This window comes from Pseudomonas sp. GW821-FHT03C07 (assembly GCF_059420925.1).
The window spans coordinates 54,267-71,479 of record NZ_JBWKUQ010000005.1; the positions used below are offsets into that span (position 1 = coordinate 54,267).

The following is a 17,213-nucleotide window of genomic DNA, read 5'->3' on the forward strand; positions in this document are numbered from 1 at the left end:
GGCATCCATCAGGCACCACGCTGGCGCGTGGCGGCATCACGAAGGGAATGGCACGATGTTTAGCGCAACCTGCGTCATTGTCGGTGGGGGAACCACCGGCTGTATCCTGGCTGCAAAACTGTCGAAAAACCCAGAGGTCTCGGTGGTGCTGCTCGAAGAAGGGCCAAGCGATTCCAACCCCTACATTCGTTTTCCCGGCACCTACTACAAGACCTGCCAGGGTCCGCTACTCAAGCGTTACCCATGGGATTCGCCAGCCGAGTTCGGCCGTGCCCCGGGGGATACGATGATTCAGGCCTGTGTGCTGGGGGGCGGTAGCTCCGTCAACGGCATGGTCTACGCCCGTGGCAACCCCAAGGACTATGACGAATGGGCGCAGTCTGGCGCGACGGGCTGGGCATACGACGATGTGTTGCCCTATTACGTCCGCTCCGAAGACAACTCAGATTTCTGCAATGAGGCCCACGGTGTCGGCGGGCCCCTTGGTGTGTCGTTCAACGGTAACGTCCACCCCCTGACACGCAAATGGCTGCAGGCATGCCAGCAGGCTGGTTTTCCCTTCAACCCTGACTTCAACTCGGGTACACCGGACGGTTGCGGGTACTACCAGATTGCAAGCAGCAATGGGCGACGCTCAAGCTCTGCTAGTGCCTACCTGCACCCGGTTATGCAGCGCAAGAATCTAAAAGTTATTACCGGCGCCAGGGTCACCCGCATTGTCATCGAGCATGGCCGTGCGACGGGCGTGGAGTATCTGCAGGGTGGCGTGGGCTTCACGGTCGCGGCAGACAGTGAGGTCATTGTGTCTGCGGGTACAATCAACTCGCCGAAACTGTTGATGTTGTCGGGTGTCGGTGCGGCGGATGAACTGACCTCGCTGGGTTTGCCGGTACACGCCAACCTGCCCGGGGTAGGGCGCAATCTGCAGGACCACCTGGAGATGTCGCTGGTTTACCAGTTGAAGGGCGTCGACAGCTACGACAAGTTCAAGAAACCCCAATGGAAAGCCTGGGCAGCGCTGCAATACCTGGTCGCGCGCAGTGGGCCGATCGCGTCGAACCTCATCGAAGGCGGTCTGTTTACACGAGGTTCGAACACGAATCGGCCAGCAGACCTGCAGTACTTTTTTATTGTCGGTGCCGGCATCGAGGAGGGCACTGACAGTGTCCCGGGCGGGACCGGCTGCACCCTCAATTTCGAACATGTACGGCCTCGCTCTCGGGGGCACGTTTCGCTGCGCAGTGCAGACCCCGGCGAGTTCCCGCGAATCATGCCCAACTACATGGCCGAACAGTACGACGTCGACCGGTTGTCCGAGGGCTACCTGATTGGGCAGGACATCATGTCCCAGCCTGCCTTCAGCCAGTACGTGGCTCGCCAGCACTACCCCGGCGTGACCTTCAGCGACCGGGCGGCGCTGGCCGCCTACTTGCGTCGCAACGCACGCGCTGCGTTGCACCCGGTGGGCACCTGCAAGATGGGCACCGACGCGATGAGCGTGGTAGACCCGCAGCTGCGCGTCGTGGGGATCGAAAACCTGCGGGTGGCGGATGCCTCAATCATGCCCAACATCGTGTCAGGCAACACCAACGCGGCCTGCACCATGATCGGTGAGCGGGCGGCAGACATCATTCTCGGCCTTGCGGCGCTGGCACCGCGACGCCCATCGCAACAACTGCGTGGTCTTGGCGCCCAACCTGCGTCGAAGTGCGTCACATAGGCCCGGCTTGCGAAATTGAGTACTGAAGACCCCATACCGATACTCGCTACATCAGACGCTTCGCCCAGTTCTTGCGCAGTGACGCTGTGAATATGGTGGGCCGGTTGGCCCATGTGATCGCCTGAAGCGAAGTCATTTTCCGAGAACGAAGGAACCCCCATGGCGTACTACCTGAAATCTTCCACCACGCAACCGTCCGGCGAAGCCGATACCCACCAGGTGCGTCGTATTGTCGAGCAAATGATTTCCGACATCAGCGCTCGTGGCGACGCTGCGGTACACGAGTATTCGGACAAGTTCGACAAATGGAGCCCCGCCAGTTTTCGTCTGAGTCAGGAACAGATCGATGCCTGTCTGGCCGAACTGACGCCGCGGCAGATCGACGACATCAAGTTCGCTCAGCAACAAGTGCGCAACTTCGCCCAGCACCAGCGCAACTCGATGCGTGATGTCGAAGTGGAAACCTTGCCCGGTATTATCCTGGGCCATAAACACATCCCGGTGGAAACCGTCGGCTGCTACATTCCTAGCGGCAAATACCCGCTGCTGGCGTCGGCGCACATGGGCATCATCACGGCCAAGGTGGCCGGCGTGAAAAAAGTCATCGCCACTTCGCCACCCTTCGAGGGGCGCCCAAGCGCACCGGTGATTGCCGCGATCTACCTGGCTGGCGCCGATGAAATCTATTGCCTTGGCGGTGTACAGGCGGTGGCTTCAATGGCTCTGGGCATCGGCGAGTTCCCCGCTGTGGACATGATCGTCGGGCCTGGCAACGCCTATGTGGCGGAAGCCAAGCGCCAACTGTTCGGCAAGATTGGTATCGATTTGATCGCTGGCCCCACCGAAACCATGGTGATTGCTGACGACAGTATCGACGGCGAACTGGTGGCCACCGATCTGTTGGGTCAAGCCGAGCACGGGCCCACTTCGCCAGCGGTGCTGATCACCACGTCTCGTCAGTTGGGCGAGGACACCCTGTCTGAAATCGAGCGCCTGCTGGGGTTGCTCGACACGGCCGAGATCGCCCGCAAGGCCTGGGACAACCATGGTGAGATCATCATTTGCGAAAGCGATGAGGAAATGGTCATCGAAGCGGATAAGGTGGCTTCCGAGCACGTTCAGGTCATGACCCGCGATCCGGATTACTTCCTCAAGCACCTACAGAACTACGGCGCGTTGTTTCTCGGCGCGCGAACCAACGTCGCCTACGGTGACAAGGTGATCGGCACCAACCACACCTTGCCGACCTCCGGGGCTGCGCGTTATACCGGTGGCCTGTGGGTGGGCAAGTTCCTCAAGACCTGCACCTATCAGCGCATCCTCACCGATGAAGCATCGGCGATGATCGGTGAGTACTGCTCACGCCTGTGTGTACTTGAGAAGTTCACCGGTCACGCCGAGCAAGCCAACATCCGTGTGCGCCGTTACGGGCACCGCGAAGTGCCGTTTGGTACTGCGGTCGAGTAAGTCGGCAGGCTCACAAAAAACGCCATTGATCAGGTCATGATCGATGGCGTTTTTTTATGTGCGCAGGGAGGGGTCAGTCCTGACCGCCCCAGATGATCGATGAGTTGTCGCCGGTCATGTACTCGCGCACTTCAAGGGGTAACGACAGGTCGCTGGGCAGCAGCACGGTGCCGTTACGCAAGTGCTCTTTACGGATCATGCCCTTACCGGCATAGCCCAGGGCCATTCTCGTCGAAAACGGCTGGCGGAAGGACGAAGAAGCCACTCCGGTGATCAGGCCGTAGAGAAAGCGGATAGGGCGACGGTGTTGCGGGGTGAGAATCGAAAAAGTGATTTCGTTGCGTTGCTTGCCTTCGAAGTCGACCATGAACAGACGATCACCCAGCAGCAGGCAGAAGCCGTGATAGGTGAAGGAGTAACCGATCTTGCCACTGCCATCGAGCAGCGGAAAACGTTCTACGGTGACGTACTGAACCATGGAGTCGGCGCGGTACAGGCAGGTGACAGAACGCAGGATTCGTCCTTTGTAGATAGACGAGTTGTGGTACCGGTAGTACACCCCCAGGTAGTCTTCGAGCAGATCGGCGGAGTTTTTTGCCAGTGGCAGGAAGTGTGTGAATTGCGCCGAGGCTCGCAGACCGATCGGCAGTTCGTTCTCGAAACCTTCGTAGAACTTCTTGAAGTCGACAGGTGGCCGAAACAGATCCTCGCTCTCCATCATGAAATAGCGTGCGATCTTCTGCAGGATCTTCTGCGACGGCAAGTGCTGGCCGGCCAGGTACTTGTTGAACTGCTGGCGGTTGACGTCGACCTTACGGCACAGATCAGCCACCGAGCGGCAGGACTCTACCAGCGTGGCCAAGTTTTTTTGCACGTTGCCCTGTTGGTCGCTACGAGCTTGATGACGCTCGCCGTGTGACAGGTTGCTAGCAACAGACATTTTGCCTCCTCAACAAAGTAATACGAACCCCGTGGGCAGGATCAAGGCGACGATCAAGCGGCCACCGATGATGGCCGGTGAGCGCCTTTGCAGCGGGTGAGGCACACGGTATTCGATTTCACAGCACATGCCATGCCATCAGTGCTGCCCGCAAGGCCGGTGAAAACCCGAAGGTGCAAGGGGCGTTGTGGCGATGCCCTGCAGTGACGCGACATGACGCACCATAGCCCTCTTTGCAGGCAACGGAATAGAAAAAAAGCAGGCGTATCAACGGGCATCCGTTACCGGCGCACCCAGGTGGGTGAGGGCCGGGTGGTTGCCGTAACACCCTTCGGGTTAGACATCCTGGCGCCACTGCGCAAGAATCAGCGCGACTTCAGTATTCAGGCGTCCCCATGAAAGACAGTGCCGGTTCGCGGAACAAAGGCTCCTCCATCACGCGCGTGATGGAAATCATCGAAGCGGTCGCTCAGGCCAGCAGTGCCCCTTCGCCAGCGGATCTGGCGTTCATGCTGGATATTCCCAAGCCCAGCCTCCATCGGCTGCTTCAACAGATCCAGGCCGAAGGTTTCCTGCAAACCAATCTGCGCGGGGCAATTGTGCCGAGCGAGCGCTTGCATCACATCGCCATGGGCGTGATCTATGCCAGCCGCTACAAGGCCCAGCGCCAGGCCATTCTCAGGCAGTTGGCCGAGGAGCTGGATGAGACCTGCGGCATCGCCATGCCCGACGGTATCGACATGGTCTACCACGATCGGGTCCAGAGCAGTTGGCCCCTGCAACTGCACTTGCCGGTGGGCGCCCATGTACCGATGTGGTGCACCGCGAGTGGCAAGCTTTACTTGAGCACCTTCTCCGAGAGCCGCCGAAAGCAGATCATCGAAAGCCTGTCGCTCAAGCGCATGGCCCGCAACACCATCACCCAGCCCGAAGATTTGGAGGCCGCGCTCAAGGTCATCCGCAAGAGCGAACTGGCGGTCGACAATGAAGAGTTCGTCGACGGTATGGTGGCCTGTTCCGTGCCGATCAAGGACCGCAGCGGACGACTCTTCGCCTGTCTGTACACCCATGCCCCGACCATACGCAAAAGTCTTGAAGAACTACTGGCTCTCGAGCCGCAGCTCAGACGCGCGGCGTCCAGGTTAGGTGAGCTGGTAGAGGAGCCTCCGTTAGAGACATAACCCAGCGTCACGCCTCACTCCAAGCCATCGGTCGACAGCCGGTGGCTTTTTTTTGTGCTTTCAGTCGACTTTATTTTCATATAACGATACATTTTGTCTCGTTATATGAAAATAATCAGCCTTAACGCTCTTGAGGTGCTCTGATGTCTGTACAAGCCATTCTTCCCCGCATCATGGAAATCGGCGCCGACGCCAGCCGAAAACTGCCCGACGTACTGGCGACGCTGGGGTGCAGCCGCCCGTTGATCGTCACGGATAAGGTCATGGTCAAATTGGGGCAGGCTGAGCGACTGGTCGCGGTGCTGGCCGAGCGCAATATTGTCTGTGAAGTGTTCGACGACACCGTGCCGGAGCCGACGGCTCAGTCGATTCAGGCCGGGGTGGCGCGTGTGCGCGACGGCAGCTTCGATTCGATTGTCGCCCTGGGCGGCGGCAGCCCCATCGATAGCGCCAAGGCCATTGCCATCCTCGGTAAGCACGGTGGGAACATTCGTGATTACCGCTTTCCGCGCCAGGTCAATGAAGCCGGACTTCCGATCATTGCCATACCCACCACGGCCGGTACCGGTTCGGAGGTGACGCGTTTCACGATCATTACCGATGAAACCAACGATGAAAAACTCCTGTGCGCCGGGATTGGCTTTATGCCGGTGGCGGCACTGATCGACTTCAAGCTGACCCTCAGCCTGCCTGCGCGCACGACTGCGGATACCGGCATCGATGCGCTCACTCATGCCATCGAAGCCTATATCAGCCGCAAGGCCAACCCATACAGCGACACTCAGGCGTTGGCGGCCATGAACCTGATTGGGCCGAACCTGCGCCGCGTCTACCGTGATGGTCAGGACCAGGTTGCTCGCGAAGCCATGATGATCGGCGCCACGCTGGCGGGTATCGCCTTTTCCAATGCATCGGTGGCACTGGTGCATGGCATGAGCCGGCCCATCGGGGCGTTCTTCCATGTTCCCCATGGTTTGTCCAACGCCATGCTGCTGCCAGCCGTGACGGCCTGGTCGATTCCGGCCGCCGTCGAGCGTTACGCCGACTGTGCTCGTGCTATCGGTTCTGCCAATGCAGCGGACAGCGATGCGCTGGCCAATGAAAAGCTGATCGCTTTTCTTGAGACCGTGAATGACGAGCTGGCCGTACCCACGTTGCGTCAGTTCGGCGTTGACCGTGAACGCTTCGAGCAATCCATGGCGGTCATGGCGCAACAGGCACTGGCTTCGGGCTCGCCGGGTAACAACCCGCGCGTGCCGAGCGCCGATGAAGTGATCGAACTGTACACCTCGCTCTGGCAATAACCCCTGTCGTTCACCCGCCCCTTACCGGTATTTCAGCCCTACAGCAGGGCACCACGATTTTTGGAGAGTAGATATGAGCACCACCATCGGACACTTGATCAACGGTGAGTACGTGAACCTTCCGGGCCGTTCCCAGGAGGTGTTCAATCCGGCGACCGGCCAGGCTGAAAAGCGCGTTAGCCTGGCCGACAAGGCCACGGTCGAGGCCGCCATCACCGCTGCACAGGACGCGTTCCCGGACTGGCGCGATACCCCGCCGGCCAAACGTGCCCGCATCATGTTCCGCTTCAAGGAACTGCTGGAGCAAAACGCCGAGCGCATCTGCCAACTCATCGGTGAAGAGCACGGCAAGATCTGTCATGACGCGGCGGGTGAACTGCAACGCGGCATTGAAAACGTCGAGTACGCCTGTGGTGCCCCTGAATTGCTCAAGGGCGAGCACAGCCGTAACGTGGGCCCCAATATCGATTCGTGGAGCGAATTTCAGCCACTTGGTGTGGTGGCCGGTATCACGCCGTTCAACTTCCCTGTGATGGTGCCGATGTGGATGATCCCCATGGCGCTGGTCTGCGGGAACTGCTTCGTCCTCAAACCTTCCGAGCGTGATCCAAGCGCGACCCTGTTCATCGCCGAGCTGCTGTACGAGGCGGGGTTGCCAGCCGGCGTCCTGAGCGTGGTCAATGGCGACAAGGAAGCAGTCGATACACTGCTGCATGACCCACGGATTCAGGCAGTCAGTTTTGTCGGCTCGACACCGATTGCCGAGTACATCTACCGCACCGCCACAGCCAACGGCAAGCGCTGTCAGGCGTTGGGTGGTGCCAAGAACCACGCGATCGTGTTGCCCGATGCCGATCTGGACAACGCGGTGAATTCGCTGTTGGGAGCGGCATTCGGCTCCTCCGGCGAACGCTGCATGGCATTGTCCGTCGCGGTTGCGGTGGGTGATGCGGTGGCCGACGCGCTGGTCGAAAAACTGCAGGCGGCGATCAGCGGTCTCACGTTCGGCGTGCACAGCGAGCGTAGCAATGATTTCGGCCCCTTGATCACTCGCCAGCACAAGGACAAGGTCGTCGGTTACATCACCAGCGCCGAACGCCAGGGCGCGCGCTTGGTAGTGGACGGCCGTGATGCCAGGGTTGCGGGCTATGAGAACGGCTTCTTCGTGGGGGCCACGTTGATCGACAGGGTCACTCCCGAGATGGAGAGTTATCAAGCCGAAATCTTTGGCCCGGTGCTGCAAGTCATTCGTGTTGCCACCATGGGCGAAGCCATGAAGTTGATCAATGACCACGAATACGGCAACGGTACTTGCATCTACACCCGTGACGGCGAGGCTGCGCGATATTTCAGTGATCATATCCAGGTGGGAATGGTCGGGATCAACGTGCCATTGCCCGTGCCGGTGGCTTCTCACAGCTTCGGTGGCTGGAAGCGCTCGCTGTTTGGCGACTTGCATGCCTATGGCCCCGATGGAGTGCGCTTTTACACCCGCCGCAAGACCATCACTCAGCGCTGGCCTTCGGCCAATATTCGCGAAGGTGCCGAGTTTTCGATGCCCACGATGAAGTAATCGCAGGCGTGCAACCGAGCCACTGTCCCTGCTTAGGGCAGTGGCTCTTTTGGGTGTCGCGGGCGACTGCAAGTTTGAAGGAAGCACGAAAAAAAATGCTGGCCTGGCGAAGCGTGCAGGGTGGTCGATACCTGCGAAATAACAGCACAACAGGGTCGACAAGCACATGCCTCATATCATCAAGGCGGTGAAGGGTTCGCCTGCACGAGCACTTTCCGTTTGCGGGATCACTACCCGTTACTTGTCCTTCGAGGAGGACGTTCGGGTCTGTTCCGAAGCCGGCATGAACGGAATCAGCCTGTGGTGGGACAAGATAAAGGCCTGTGGGGCAGCCCAGGGCGCAAAGGTGCTGAGGGATACACCGCTTGCGGCGGTGAGCATGGTCGGTCTGCCGTGCATGCTGACGGCGGGGAGGGAGCAGAACCGACAGGTTTTCGACCTGTTGCGTGGCGCGCTGGATGATTGCGCGACTCTCGGCGTGGGCGTGATGGGCGTGGTGCCGGGCAATCACGAAGGTCGTACCCGCGAGCAGCAGGACGAGGCAACCATCGACGTGCTGGTACGCCTGGGCGAAGAAGCGCGGCAACGGGGTGTGACCCTGGCGCTGGAGCCCGTGCATGAACCCTATCTGGATTATCTCAACACACTGGTCGATGCAGAGCGGATCGTGACGGTTGTCGATAGCAATTCGGTCGGCATTCTGTTCGATGTCTGGCATCTGTGCCATGAGCCGGAACTGGACAGGCGCATCGAAGAAACGGCCTCACGAATCGCCCTGGTGCATTTTTCGGATTGGCGAGAGCCAACGCGCTACCACGATGATCGCCTGTTGCCGGGGGAGGGTGTGCTGCCGCTCAAGTCCATATTGACCAAGCTGCATCAAAGCGGATACCGCGGGTTCTTTGATGTCGAAGTGTTTAGTGAAGAGGTATGGCACGCGGACCCGCTGCAGAACCTGAAAAAGTGTCGGGCGTTCTTTGATTCCGTCTGGGCAGGTGAGACGTGAGCAGTAAGGCGGCCCTGCAATAACAATCAAGGGCCGATATCGGCCTCACTCACGAGGTGTTTCAACATGGCAATTTTGACGGGCGATATTCCTGCAAAGAGAAAACTCAAGGTCGGCATGGTCGGTGGTGGCAAAGGCGCTTTTTTTGCCAGTTACCACCGAGCGGCCATGCGCCTGTGCGATCGTTTCGAAATCGTCGCCGGCGCATTCTCTTCTGATCCGGCCACAGGGCGTGAAGCGGGCGAGGCGCTGGGGGTGGATGCTACCCGGATCTACTCGACGTTTGAACTCATGGCGCTCGGCGAGAAAGCGCGTCCTGACCCCATTGAAGCGGTGGTCATTGTCACGCCCAACTTTTTGCACTTTGAGCCGTGCCGCCTGTTCCTTGAGGCGGGCATACCGGTCATCTGTGACAAACCCCTGGTCAACAGCCTGGACGAGGCGCTTGAACTGCTGAGGATCGCCCGGCAGCGCGATACCTTCCTGGCCATGACCTACACCTACCTGGGTTATCCCATGGTTCGGGACGCGCGCAGCCGTATCCAGGGTGGGGAGCTGGGCGAGATCCGCTTCCTGTATGTCGAATATCTGCTGGAGTGGCTAGCGCCAGGTGTCGAGCACCTCGGAAAAAGCCTGGCCTGGCGCGGCGAGCCGGCCAAGGCGGGCCCTACTGCTGCGCTAGGCGATGTGGGTACCCATGCCTTCAACATGCTTGAGTTCCTTTCGGGGCGACGTTGCACCGGGGTTAACGCCAAGCTGACCAGTACCGTACCGGGTTGGGCAATGGACGATACCAACGTGGTGCAACTGGAGTTCGAAGGCGGCGTGGATGGTTTGTTGTGGGCAAGCCTGGCGGCGCCCGGCCACCGAAATGGCCTGCGATTCAAGGTTATCGGCAGCAAAGCCTCGATCGAATGGTGCCAGGAGGCGCCTGAGACCCTGCGCTTCACGCCCACAGGCGAAGCGGAGCGGATCTATCGGCGTGGGCAGTCCGACAATTGTGCCCAGACGCTGGTGTTCACCAGCCTGCCCGCCGGCAACTCGGAGGGCTATCTGGAAGCGCTGGCGGTGCTTTACGCCGATTTCGCCCAGGCGCTGGAGGCAGGGTCTGCCTGGCGCAGCGCAACCGTTGTGCCGATTCCCGATATTCAGGAGGGCGCGCGGGGTGTGGCGTTGTCGCAGGCGTGTGTGGAGTCCAATCGCAGGCGTGGCTGGGTGCCTTTCCCGCAAGTCTGATCGGTGCGCCTGCGCCCTTAATGTCATGCAGTGCGTCAGTGTGCGTCGGCTTTGTCTGGATTGCGAAATTGAGTGAAAGCGGCCAAAGGCAAATACTTTAATGGCACCCGGCGGCTGCGTTGGGTGCCCACACGTTGCACTTGAGACCCAGCCTGGCTTTTAAGGCGATAAAGAGGCGAATGCGTAGATGAAGCAATTACCCGAAGTCATTGTCATCGGCAGCGGAGTAGGCGGTGGGGCCACGGCCCGTCGTCTCGCTGAGAACGGCGTGAACGTGCTCATGCTCGAACGCGGTGACTGGGTGCCTCAGGAAGACCAAAACTGGAGCGTCGCTTCAGTGTTCTTCGACAAAAAATACACCGCACATGACTCTTGGCTGGATGCGAGCGGCACGGCGTTTCGCCCCAGCATCTACTACAACGTAGGTGGCTGCACCAAGTTCTATGGCGCCTCGATGATCCGACTGCGCGAACGTGATTTCGAGGCGTTGCACCATGAAGCCGGGGTTTCTCCAGCCTGGCCGATTTCCTATGGGCAACTTGAGCCCTATTACGCCGAAGCCGAAGCGATCTTTGAGGTGCACGGCGACGACACCGATGACCCCTCGGCCCCTTGGCGCAGCAATGCGTATCCATTCCCGCGAGTGGCCAGCGAGCCGATCGTTGCGCGGATGGGGGCGACGATGAGCCGACTGGGCGCGCGCACTTCTGCCTTGCCTCTGGCCATCAATTACTCCAGCAAAGGCCGCTGCATCCTCTGCAAAACTTGCGATGGTTTCCCGTGCAAGGTCAGCGCGAAGTTGGAGGCCGAAACCGCACTGGTGAGGCCTGCTTTGGCCACCGGGTGCGTCACATTGCGCACCCAGACTCTGGTCAAACGCTTGATCCTCTCGGCTGACGGCAAAACGGTCAGCGGGGTGGAGGTGGAGAGTGCCGGCAAGACCGAGATCCTCACCGCGAAACTGATCGTTGTCGCCTGTGGGGCAGTCAATAGTGCGGCGTTGTTGTTGCGCTCGGCCTGCGATGCGGCGCCGAACGGGGTGGCCAACAGTTCCGACGTGGTGGGGCGCAATTACATGGCCCATAACCAGACGGCGTTGATGGGGCTTTCCATGGGCGAAAACACCACCACCTTTCAGAAAACCCTGGCGATGAACGAGTTCTACTTCGGTGCGCCGGATTACCCATTTCCGCTGGGGCACGCGCAAATGCTCGGTAAGCTTCAAGGCGGAATGCTGTCTGCCAACGTGCCGTTCCTGCCCAAGGCGGTGGGCTCGAGCATGGCTCGTCACAGCATCGACTGGATTGCCTTTTCTGAAGACCTACCTGACCCGCAGAGCCGAGTGGTGCTCAAGGACGGCAAGATTCAGTTGGCGATCCGTCGTAACAACCTGGCGCCGCATCGGGTGTTAGTCAAAAAGCTCGCGGCGCTACTGCGTGCCAGCGGCTATCCGATCGTGCTGACCAAGCCGCTGCTCAAGCATTCCACGTCGCACCAGTGCGGCACCGTAAAGTTCGGCACCGATCCGCGCACCAGTGCATTGGATACGTTCTGCCGCAGCCACGACCATTGCAACCTTTTCGTGATCGACGCCTCATTCATGCCGTCCTCGGCTGCCGTGAACCCGGCCCTCACGATTGCTGCGCAGGCACTGCGCGCGGCAGACCACATTCTGGAGCAAGACTTCGGTATCGCCGCGGTGAAAAGAACCAATACGGTGATACGGACGACATTGGTTGACTCGACAGGGCTGTCTCGAACTTGAAGGCCGCGATCTGCGTGGCAATGCACACCATCCCATCCCATCCCATTACAGAACAAACGGAGCAGGACATGGCTGATACAAAAAAAATGACGGGCGGGCAGATCGTGGTCGAGTACCTGATCCGCGAAAAAGTGCCTTATGTCTTCGGTATTCCGGGCCACGGCAACACCGCATTGCTCGATGCATTCGTCGATCGCAAGGACGAGATCACCCTCGTCCCCGCGATGCATGAGCAAGGCGCTTCGCACATGGCCGACGGCTTCTATCGGGCCAGCGGGCAGATCGCCGCAGTCTGTGCCTCCATCGGCCCTGGCGCCACGAACACCCTGACCGGCATCGCTACCGCATTCGCCGACTCGATTCCGCAACTGGTGATCAGTGGTGGCGTACACACCTACATGATGGGCAAGGGCGTGCTGCAGGAGCTGGACCGCCCCCACGGCGACAACTTTCCGCGCATGGCCGAGCCTGTGGTGAAGCGTTGGTGGCAACCGAGCCATGTCGAGCAACTGCCAAGTGTTATGACCCAGGCCTTCAATGTGATGCTTGAAGGTCGTCGTGGCCCGGCGCTGATCAATCTGCCGCAAGACCTGCAAGCCGAGTACGCAGAGGTGGCATTGCCTGCCCCGCAGACCCACCGGTCCCATGGTCGCCTGCATGGTGACCCGGCCGACATCACCCGCGCCGTCGAGCTGTTGCTGTCGGCCGAGCGTCCGGTGATCATGGCCGGTGGCGGCGTGATCGCTGCCAATGCCAGTGCCGAACTCGTCGCGATCGCCGAGCATGTGGGTGCGGCCGTCACGACCTCGTTCATGGGCAAAGGCTCGATTCCCGAAGACCACCCTCTGTATGCCTGGCCATGCGGTGACCTGGGCTCGATCCCAGGCAACGCCATGACCCGGGAAGCAGATGTAATCCTAGCCATCGGTTGCCGCTTCAGCGACCGCATCACCTCGTCCTACCGTCCGGGCGTGACCTTCGATATCCCGAAAACCAAGCTGATTCAGATCGACATCGACGGCTTTGAGATCGGCAAAAACTACCCGGCCGAAGTAGGGATCGTCGGCGACGCCGGGCCGATCCTGACCGCGCTGCTGGCGCAGTTGCGTGCTCAGTCCCCAGCTCGCGACTATTCCCAGTCGCCGATGTTCCAGCGGCTGCAAACCCTCAAAGCCAAGTGGGAAGAGCACCTCCATCCGCTGCGTACCTGCAATGAATCACCGATGACTGTGTCTCAGGTGCTGTTCGAAGCGCGCAAGGTACTGCCACGCAACACCATCGTGGTCACTGACTCGAGCAACCCGCAGAACCAGGTGTTCAACGAATTCCCGGTGTACGGCCCCAAGCAGCACATTACCCCAGGCGGCTTCTCGGGAATCGGCTTCGCGGTGCCGGCGGCCATTGGCGCCAAGATGGGTGCCCCGAGTCAGCCAGTGGTGGCTATCTGCGGCGACGGTGCTTTTCTGCAGACAGGCCAGGAACTTGCCACGGCGGTGATGATGGGCGTGCCGGCCATTTTCCTGATCATGAACAACGGCGGTTGGGCGGCCATTCGCAACCTGCAGTTGAACATGTTCGGCGAAGACCGGGAAATGATCACCGATTTCCGCACCCCGGACGGTGCCTCGTGGGAAGCTCACATTGCCGACTTCGCCAAGTCGCTGGGCGCCGCATCGGAACGCGTGACCGACCCACTGCAGATCGGCGCGGCGGTGGAGCGTGCGCTGGCATCGGGCCGTCCATACGTCATCGAGGCAATCACCTCCCTTGAACGCCCATGGAGCAACATGCACCCGACCGGCTGGTGGGACATCACCGTGCCGGCTTACCTGGGCGACCTGCGTGACGACTACGTCGAAAAGCGCGGTTTCTGATAGCGGCTCATTGAATTATGCCGCCTTTCGTGGCGGCATGACTCGTTGAGTCAGAAAATTCCCAGGCAGGAGAGGGCCATGTCAGCGAGTAACCAAAAACGTGAACTGCAGTTTTCCGACGAGTTCGTGGAATGCTACCTCGTCGAGAATGTGAAGGACTTTGTCGTGTCTGGCGGGGTAGTCGTGAATCTGGACCACGCGCCCATGCACATTGGCGGGCCGATTCCCAGCGTGGTCCCAGGCTGGAAATCCACCTGGTTGTTCAATGCCGTGATTATCGAGGCGAGCCGCGTCGCGATCTTCAGGGTTCGCAGTGAGGTCAATCTCGGGGGCTTGGTGTTGGGTGAGTGGGACTGGTTCGGCAATCGCTTTGCCAAGTTTCCGCGCACCACGCCACTGTACATTTCCCGGTACGACGAAATCGGCAGCGTCATGCTCGATCCGTTTGCCTTTGCCAATCAGCGCAAGGAGGTGACTGACCTGCGTGAGTACGGCATTCGCCTCAATTTGTGGTGGGCATCAGCGAATACCGACTGCTACCTGCACAACGAGCATCCGTTCCTTGAAATTCACACTCAGATTCACGGGACGGGGCGCATTCAAAAATTCCTGGAGCGTGATGACTCAACCCTATACGAACAGATCAGCATGGCGCCGGGTTATACCCATGATCCGTTTACCCATGTGCAGACCGATGGAAAACCGACCTATCCATGGCACCGCTACTGGTCTGACTCGGATGCCATCTGGTTGGCGATCGAGTTTCATCCCACGGCTTGATTCTTTTTGCAGCGTTCTTTTCGCGGATAACCAGAGCACCGGACTGTTCGTTCCTACACGGAAATGTAAACCCTTTGTAGGAGCGGCCGGTCGCAAATATCAGCCACGTTACACATTTCAATCCAGGGGATTGCCTAGCGCACGCCAGGGGCAGTCTGACATCGATTACCTCGCTCGCAGTGTTGTCTGCCGCCTCCTGATCAAGCAATAGCAGCTGCACTGCCGAGTAGGCTTTCTTGATCAAGTCGATGTCTTCTTGCTGGCCTGGCGGGACGTATGCGCCACGGGGGATCTTCATTTTTTCGAGCAACCCATCGAGCTCTGCCAGCGGAGAAGAGTGATCAGTTTGGTGTGTGTCTTTAGATTCCATGGTCTTTGCCACAATACGCGCACAGGCTTCGTGTACCGCGCGGTTATGCGGGGTGTAAGTGCCGAACCCATCCCAAGATGATCGATTCGACTGAATAACGTTCCCTCTCGCTCAGCTCCGGCAACTTTCCCAGATTCAGCATGAAGCTGTGTCTGCCTCTATTGTTGGCATTGGTGATGAGGGTGGGCGCGTGGGTGGCTACCACGAAAGAGCAACCAAACCGCCGAGAAAGCAGATGAAAAACCCTTGGTAGCGTTTGCTGCCATTTCAGGTGCAGGCTGATCTCCGGCTCGTCTACCAGAAATACTGTGCCTCGTTCAGCTGTGGTGATAATACTCAGCAGCAGCTGGTTGATGTTCTGTTCACCCGAGCTCAAGGACGAGTAGGAGACTCAGCACCGTCAGGCAGATGCCAGCGCCGCGCAGGTGCTTGAGGCCGTCGATGCACTGGCCAATGTCAGCCAGAACATCGAGATCATGACGGACATGAACCTGCAAATCGCCAGTGCGGCCGAAGAGCAGAGTGCAGTGACCGAAGAGGTGAACCGTAATGTCTCGGCCATCAGGGACGTAACGGGCGCATTGGTGGAGCAGGCGGATCAATCGGCACGGATCAGCCTCTCCTTGAATGACCTTGCGAACCAGCAACAGGTGCTGATGAACAACTTCAGGGTCTAGCGGGTGTCGACCTTCTGAGGAGCAAACCTCAGGAGGGTCGCCATACTAGTGAGCGCGCTGAATGTGATCAGCCGCTTTCTCGCCGATCATGATCGCCAGCGCGTTGGTGTTGCTGGAACACAAGCTCGGTGCGATGGAGTTGTCGGCGATACGCAGGCCGTCGATGCCGTGTACCCGCAAATCGGTGTCCACTACTGCCGTATCGTCCGCGCCCATTTTGCAGGTGCCTACCGGGTGCAGCGCAGCGTGCGCCTGTTGACGCACGAATTTCAGATAGTCGTCACGGGTGTGCAATGGCTCAGCGGGTACGTGTTCGCGCAGAATATGGCCGGCCATCGCGCTCTGGGACATGATGCCTCGACCGAACTCGGTCGCTTGAACCATGCACTCCACATCGAACGGAACAGCTGTGTTGTGAGATGTTCTAATAAGATTCAGCTCATTTTAAATAACCCATCTACGACTACAGTTTCTGCTAGTCGCTTACGAAGGTCGGCATCTATAGCCTCGTCGTCAGGGCGATAAAGACGTACACGCTTATATGCTTCAATGCGATTAATCTCTTTCCCTAAATAGTCCCACACTACCCTGGAGCAAGCTGGGGTGCGCTGATCTCCAGATGAAACGCCTATTTTCAATCCGTTAAGTCGTGTGACGCGGCTTTTATAACTGGGTACGATTATTGTTTGAGTTACTTCATTTGAAGTAAGGGTCTCATAGTCTACAAGGAAGAAGCGTCCCTTTAAGCTGTATGCCACGCCGTAGTAGGAATAACGATCATCGTCATCGCTTTTAATGCTAAAGTTCTGAAGTCTTTCGTTGCGATTATAAATATAGCTTCCCGCCTCTGCTCTAAGGTAAATCAATGAGCAAAGATAATGTCCTGGCGATGACATTGAGTGATAATATTCGTGATAATAGCCTACGTACTCTCCGATATCATCGGAAGAGTGTTTTTGTAAGTGGTCAAATATTTTTTGCGCCGCAGTTTTACCTTCTGACGATTTTCTCGAATTGTCTGCAGCGATTATCTCTCTGAATTTTTCGGTAGGTAAATTTATTTCAAGCTCTTCCACACCAAAGAAATCACAAATTCGTTTCAGGTTGTACGGAGATGGGGAGCTTTTCCCATTTAAGTACTTGTTGAATTGTGCTCTATTAATATTCAGGCGGCGGCAAACATCAGCAATTGAAGTGTAGTGCTTGCACAATAACTGCAAGTTTACTGGTAAGGAGTCACTCATGATTCCGCTCTCCAGGATGGCGCTATTTGGCGCTAGTATCGCATCATGTAGCGCCATTTTCAAGCAAGCAGCGAAA

The 17,213-nt window shown here is 58.5% G+C and carries 13 protein-coding genes and 2 pseudogenes; 11 read left to right on the forward strand and 4 right to left on the reverse strand.

Features of this window, described 5'->3' with window-relative positions:
- The first annotated feature begins 55 nt into the window (after nt 1-55).
- On the forward strand, nt 56-1,720 hold the full coding sequence (locus AC07VG_RS11920) for a GMC family oxidoreductase (RefSeq protein ID WP_495021171.1): 1,665 nt from the start codon (nt 56-58) through the stop codon (nt 1,718-1,720).
- Between the two features lie 159 nt (nt 1,721-1,879).
- Nucleotides 1,880-3,187, forward strand: a complete 1,308-nt coding sequence (gene hisD, locus AC07VG_RS11925; RefSeq protein ID WP_495021172.1) for a histidinol dehydrogenase — start codon at nt 1,880-1,882, stop codon at nt 3,185-3,187.
- Nucleotides 3,188-3,260: 73 nt separating this feature from the next.
- On the opposite strand, the gene AC07VG_RS11930 is transcribed toward hisD, so the two are convergent.
- Complete coding sequence (locus tag AC07VG_RS11930) at nt 3,261-4,127, reverse strand: helix-turn-helix transcriptional regulator (protein WP_495021173.1); 867 nt, start codon at nt 4,125-4,127, stop codon at nt 3,261-3,263.
- Nucleotides 4,128-4,522: 395 nt separating this feature from the next.
- Between AC07VG_RS11930 and AC07VG_RS11935 the strand changes: the two genes are divergently transcribed.
- From AC07VG_RS11935 to AC07VG_RS11970, 8 genes are all read left to right on the forward strand, one after another.
- A complete protein-coding gene (locus AC07VG_RS11935) occupies nt 4,523-5,308 on the forward strand; it encodes an IclR family transcriptional regulator (protein ID WP_152739505.1) in 786 nt (261 codons plus the stop codon).
- A gap of 143 nt (nt 5,309-5,451) precedes the next feature.
- Complete coding sequence (locus AC07VG_RS11940) at nt 5,452-6,612, forward strand: iron-containing alcohol dehydrogenase (RefSeq protein ID WP_495021174.1); 1,161 nt, start codon at nt 5,452-5,454, stop codon at nt 6,610-6,612.
- A 73-nt stretch (nt 6,613-6,685) separates the two neighbouring features.
- Entirely contained in the window at nt 6,686-8,185 is a 1,500-nt protein-coding gene (locus AC07VG_RS11945; protein WP_495021175.1) for a CoA-acylating methylmalonate-semialdehyde dehydrogenase, read from the forward strand.
- 166 nt (nt 8,186-8,351) lie between these two features.
- A complete protein-coding gene (locus AC07VG_RS11950) occupies nt 8,352-9,191 on the forward strand; it encodes a sugar phosphate isomerase/epimerase family protein (protein ID WP_495021176.1) in 840 nt (279 codons plus the stop codon).
- A 66-nt stretch (nt 9,192-9,257) separates the two neighbouring features.
- Nucleotides 9,258-10,427, forward strand: coding sequence for a Gfo/Idh/MocA family protein (locus AC07VG_RS11955; RefSeq protein WP_495021177.1), 1,170 nt, complete (start codon nt 9,258-9,260; stop codon nt 10,425-10,427).
- 187 nt (nt 10,428-10,614) lie between these two features.
- Entirely contained in the window at nt 10,615-12,192 is a 1,578-nt protein-coding gene (locus tag AC07VG_RS11960) for a GMC oxidoreductase (protein ID WP_495021178.1), read from the forward strand.
- A gap of 68 nt (nt 12,193-12,260) precedes the next feature.
- Complete coding sequence (locus tag AC07VG_RS11965) at nt 12,261-14,066, forward strand: thiamine pyrophosphate-binding protein (protein ID WP_495021179.1); 1,806 nt, start codon at nt 12,261-12,263, stop codon at nt 14,064-14,066.
- Nucleotides 14,067-14,144: 78 nt separating this feature from the next.
- Nucleotides 14,145-14,846 carry a hypothetical protein gene (locus AC07VG_RS11970; RefSeq protein WP_495021180.1) on the forward strand — a complete coding sequence of 234 codons (702 nt, stop codon included), beginning with the start codon at nt 14,145-14,147 and terminating at the stop codon, nt 14,844-14,846.
- Between the two features lie 413 nt (nt 14,847-15,259).
- On the opposite strand, the gene AC07VG_RS11975 is transcribed toward AC07VG_RS11970, so the two are convergent.
- Nucleotides 15,260-15,592, reverse strand: coding sequence for an AAA family ATPase (locus AC07VG_RS11975; RefSeq protein WP_495021181.1), 333 nt, complete (start codon nt 15,590-15,592; stop codon nt 15,260-15,262).
- 13 nt (nt 15,593-15,605) lie between these two features.
- On the opposite strand from AC07VG_RS11975, the pseudogene AC07VG_RS11980 reads away from it, so the two are divergent.
- Nucleotides 15,606-15,893: pseudogene (locus AC07VG_RS11980) on the forward strand (methyl-accepting chemotaxis protein); the annotation flags it as partial.
- A 45-nt stretch (nt 15,894-15,938) separates the two neighbouring features.
- On the opposite strand, the pseudogene AC07VG_RS11985 reads toward AC07VG_RS11980, so the two are convergent.
- Both AC07VG_RS11985 and AC07VG_RS11990 read right to left on the reverse strand, forming a co-directional pair.
- A pseudogene (locus tag AC07VG_RS11985) lies at nt 15,939-16,295 on the reverse strand (GMC oxidoreductase); the annotation flags it as partial.
- Between the two features lie 32 nt (nt 16,296-16,327).
- A complete protein-coding gene (locus tag AC07VG_RS11990) occupies nt 16,328-17,137 on the reverse strand; it encodes a helix-turn-helix domain-containing protein (RefSeq protein WP_495021182.1) in 810 nt (269 codons plus the stop codon).
- Nucleotides 17,138-17,213 lie beyond the last annotated feature (76 nt).

Bases quoted from the DNA above. Each gene is read 5' to 3' on its own strand.
- AC07VG_RS11920 (WP_495021171.1), top strand. From the start codon at position 56: ATGTTTAGCGCAACCTGCGTCATTGTCGGTGGGGGAACCACCGGCTGT.
- hisD (WP_495021172.1), top strand. From the start codon at position 1,880: ATGGCGTACTACCTGAAATCTTCCACCACGCAACCGTCCGGCGAAGCC.
- AC07VG_RS11930 (WP_495021173.1), bottom strand. From the start codon at position 4,127: ATGTCTGTTGCTAGCAACCTGTCACACGGCGAGCGTCATCAAGCTCGT.
- AC07VG_RS11935 (WP_152739505.1), top strand. From the start codon at position 4,523: ATGAAAGACAGTGCCGGTTCGCGGAACAAAGGCTCCTCCATCACGCGC.
- AC07VG_RS11940 (WP_495021174.1), top strand. From the start codon at position 5,452: ATGTCTGTACAAGCCATTCTTCCCCGCATCATGGAAATCGGCGCCGAC.
- AC07VG_RS11945 (WP_495021175.1), top strand. From the start codon at position 6,686: ATGAGCACCACCATCGGACACTTGATCAACGGTGAGTACGTGAACCTT.
- AC07VG_RS11950 (WP_495021176.1), top strand. From the start codon at position 8,352: ATGCCTCATATCATCAAGGCGGTGAAGGGTTCGCCTGCACGAGCACTT.
- AC07VG_RS11955 (WP_495021177.1), top strand. From the start codon at position 9,258: ATGGCAATTTTGACGGGCGATATTCCTGCAAAGAGAAAACTCAAGGTC.
- AC07VG_RS11960 (WP_495021178.1), top strand. From the start codon at position 10,615: ATGAAGCAATTACCCGAAGTCATTGTCATCGGCAGCGGAGTAGGCGGT.
- AC07VG_RS11965 (WP_495021179.1), top strand. From the start codon at position 12,261: ATGGCTGATACAAAAAAAATGACGGGCGGGCAGATCGTGGTCGAGTAC.
- AC07VG_RS11970 (WP_495021180.1), top strand. From the start codon at position 14,145: ATGTCAGCGAGTAACCAAAAACGTGAACTGCAGTTTTCCGACGAGTTC.
- AC07VG_RS11990 (WP_495021182.1), bottom strand. From the start codon at position 17,137: ATGAGTGACTCCTTACCAGTAAACTTGCAGTTATTGTGCAAGCACTAC.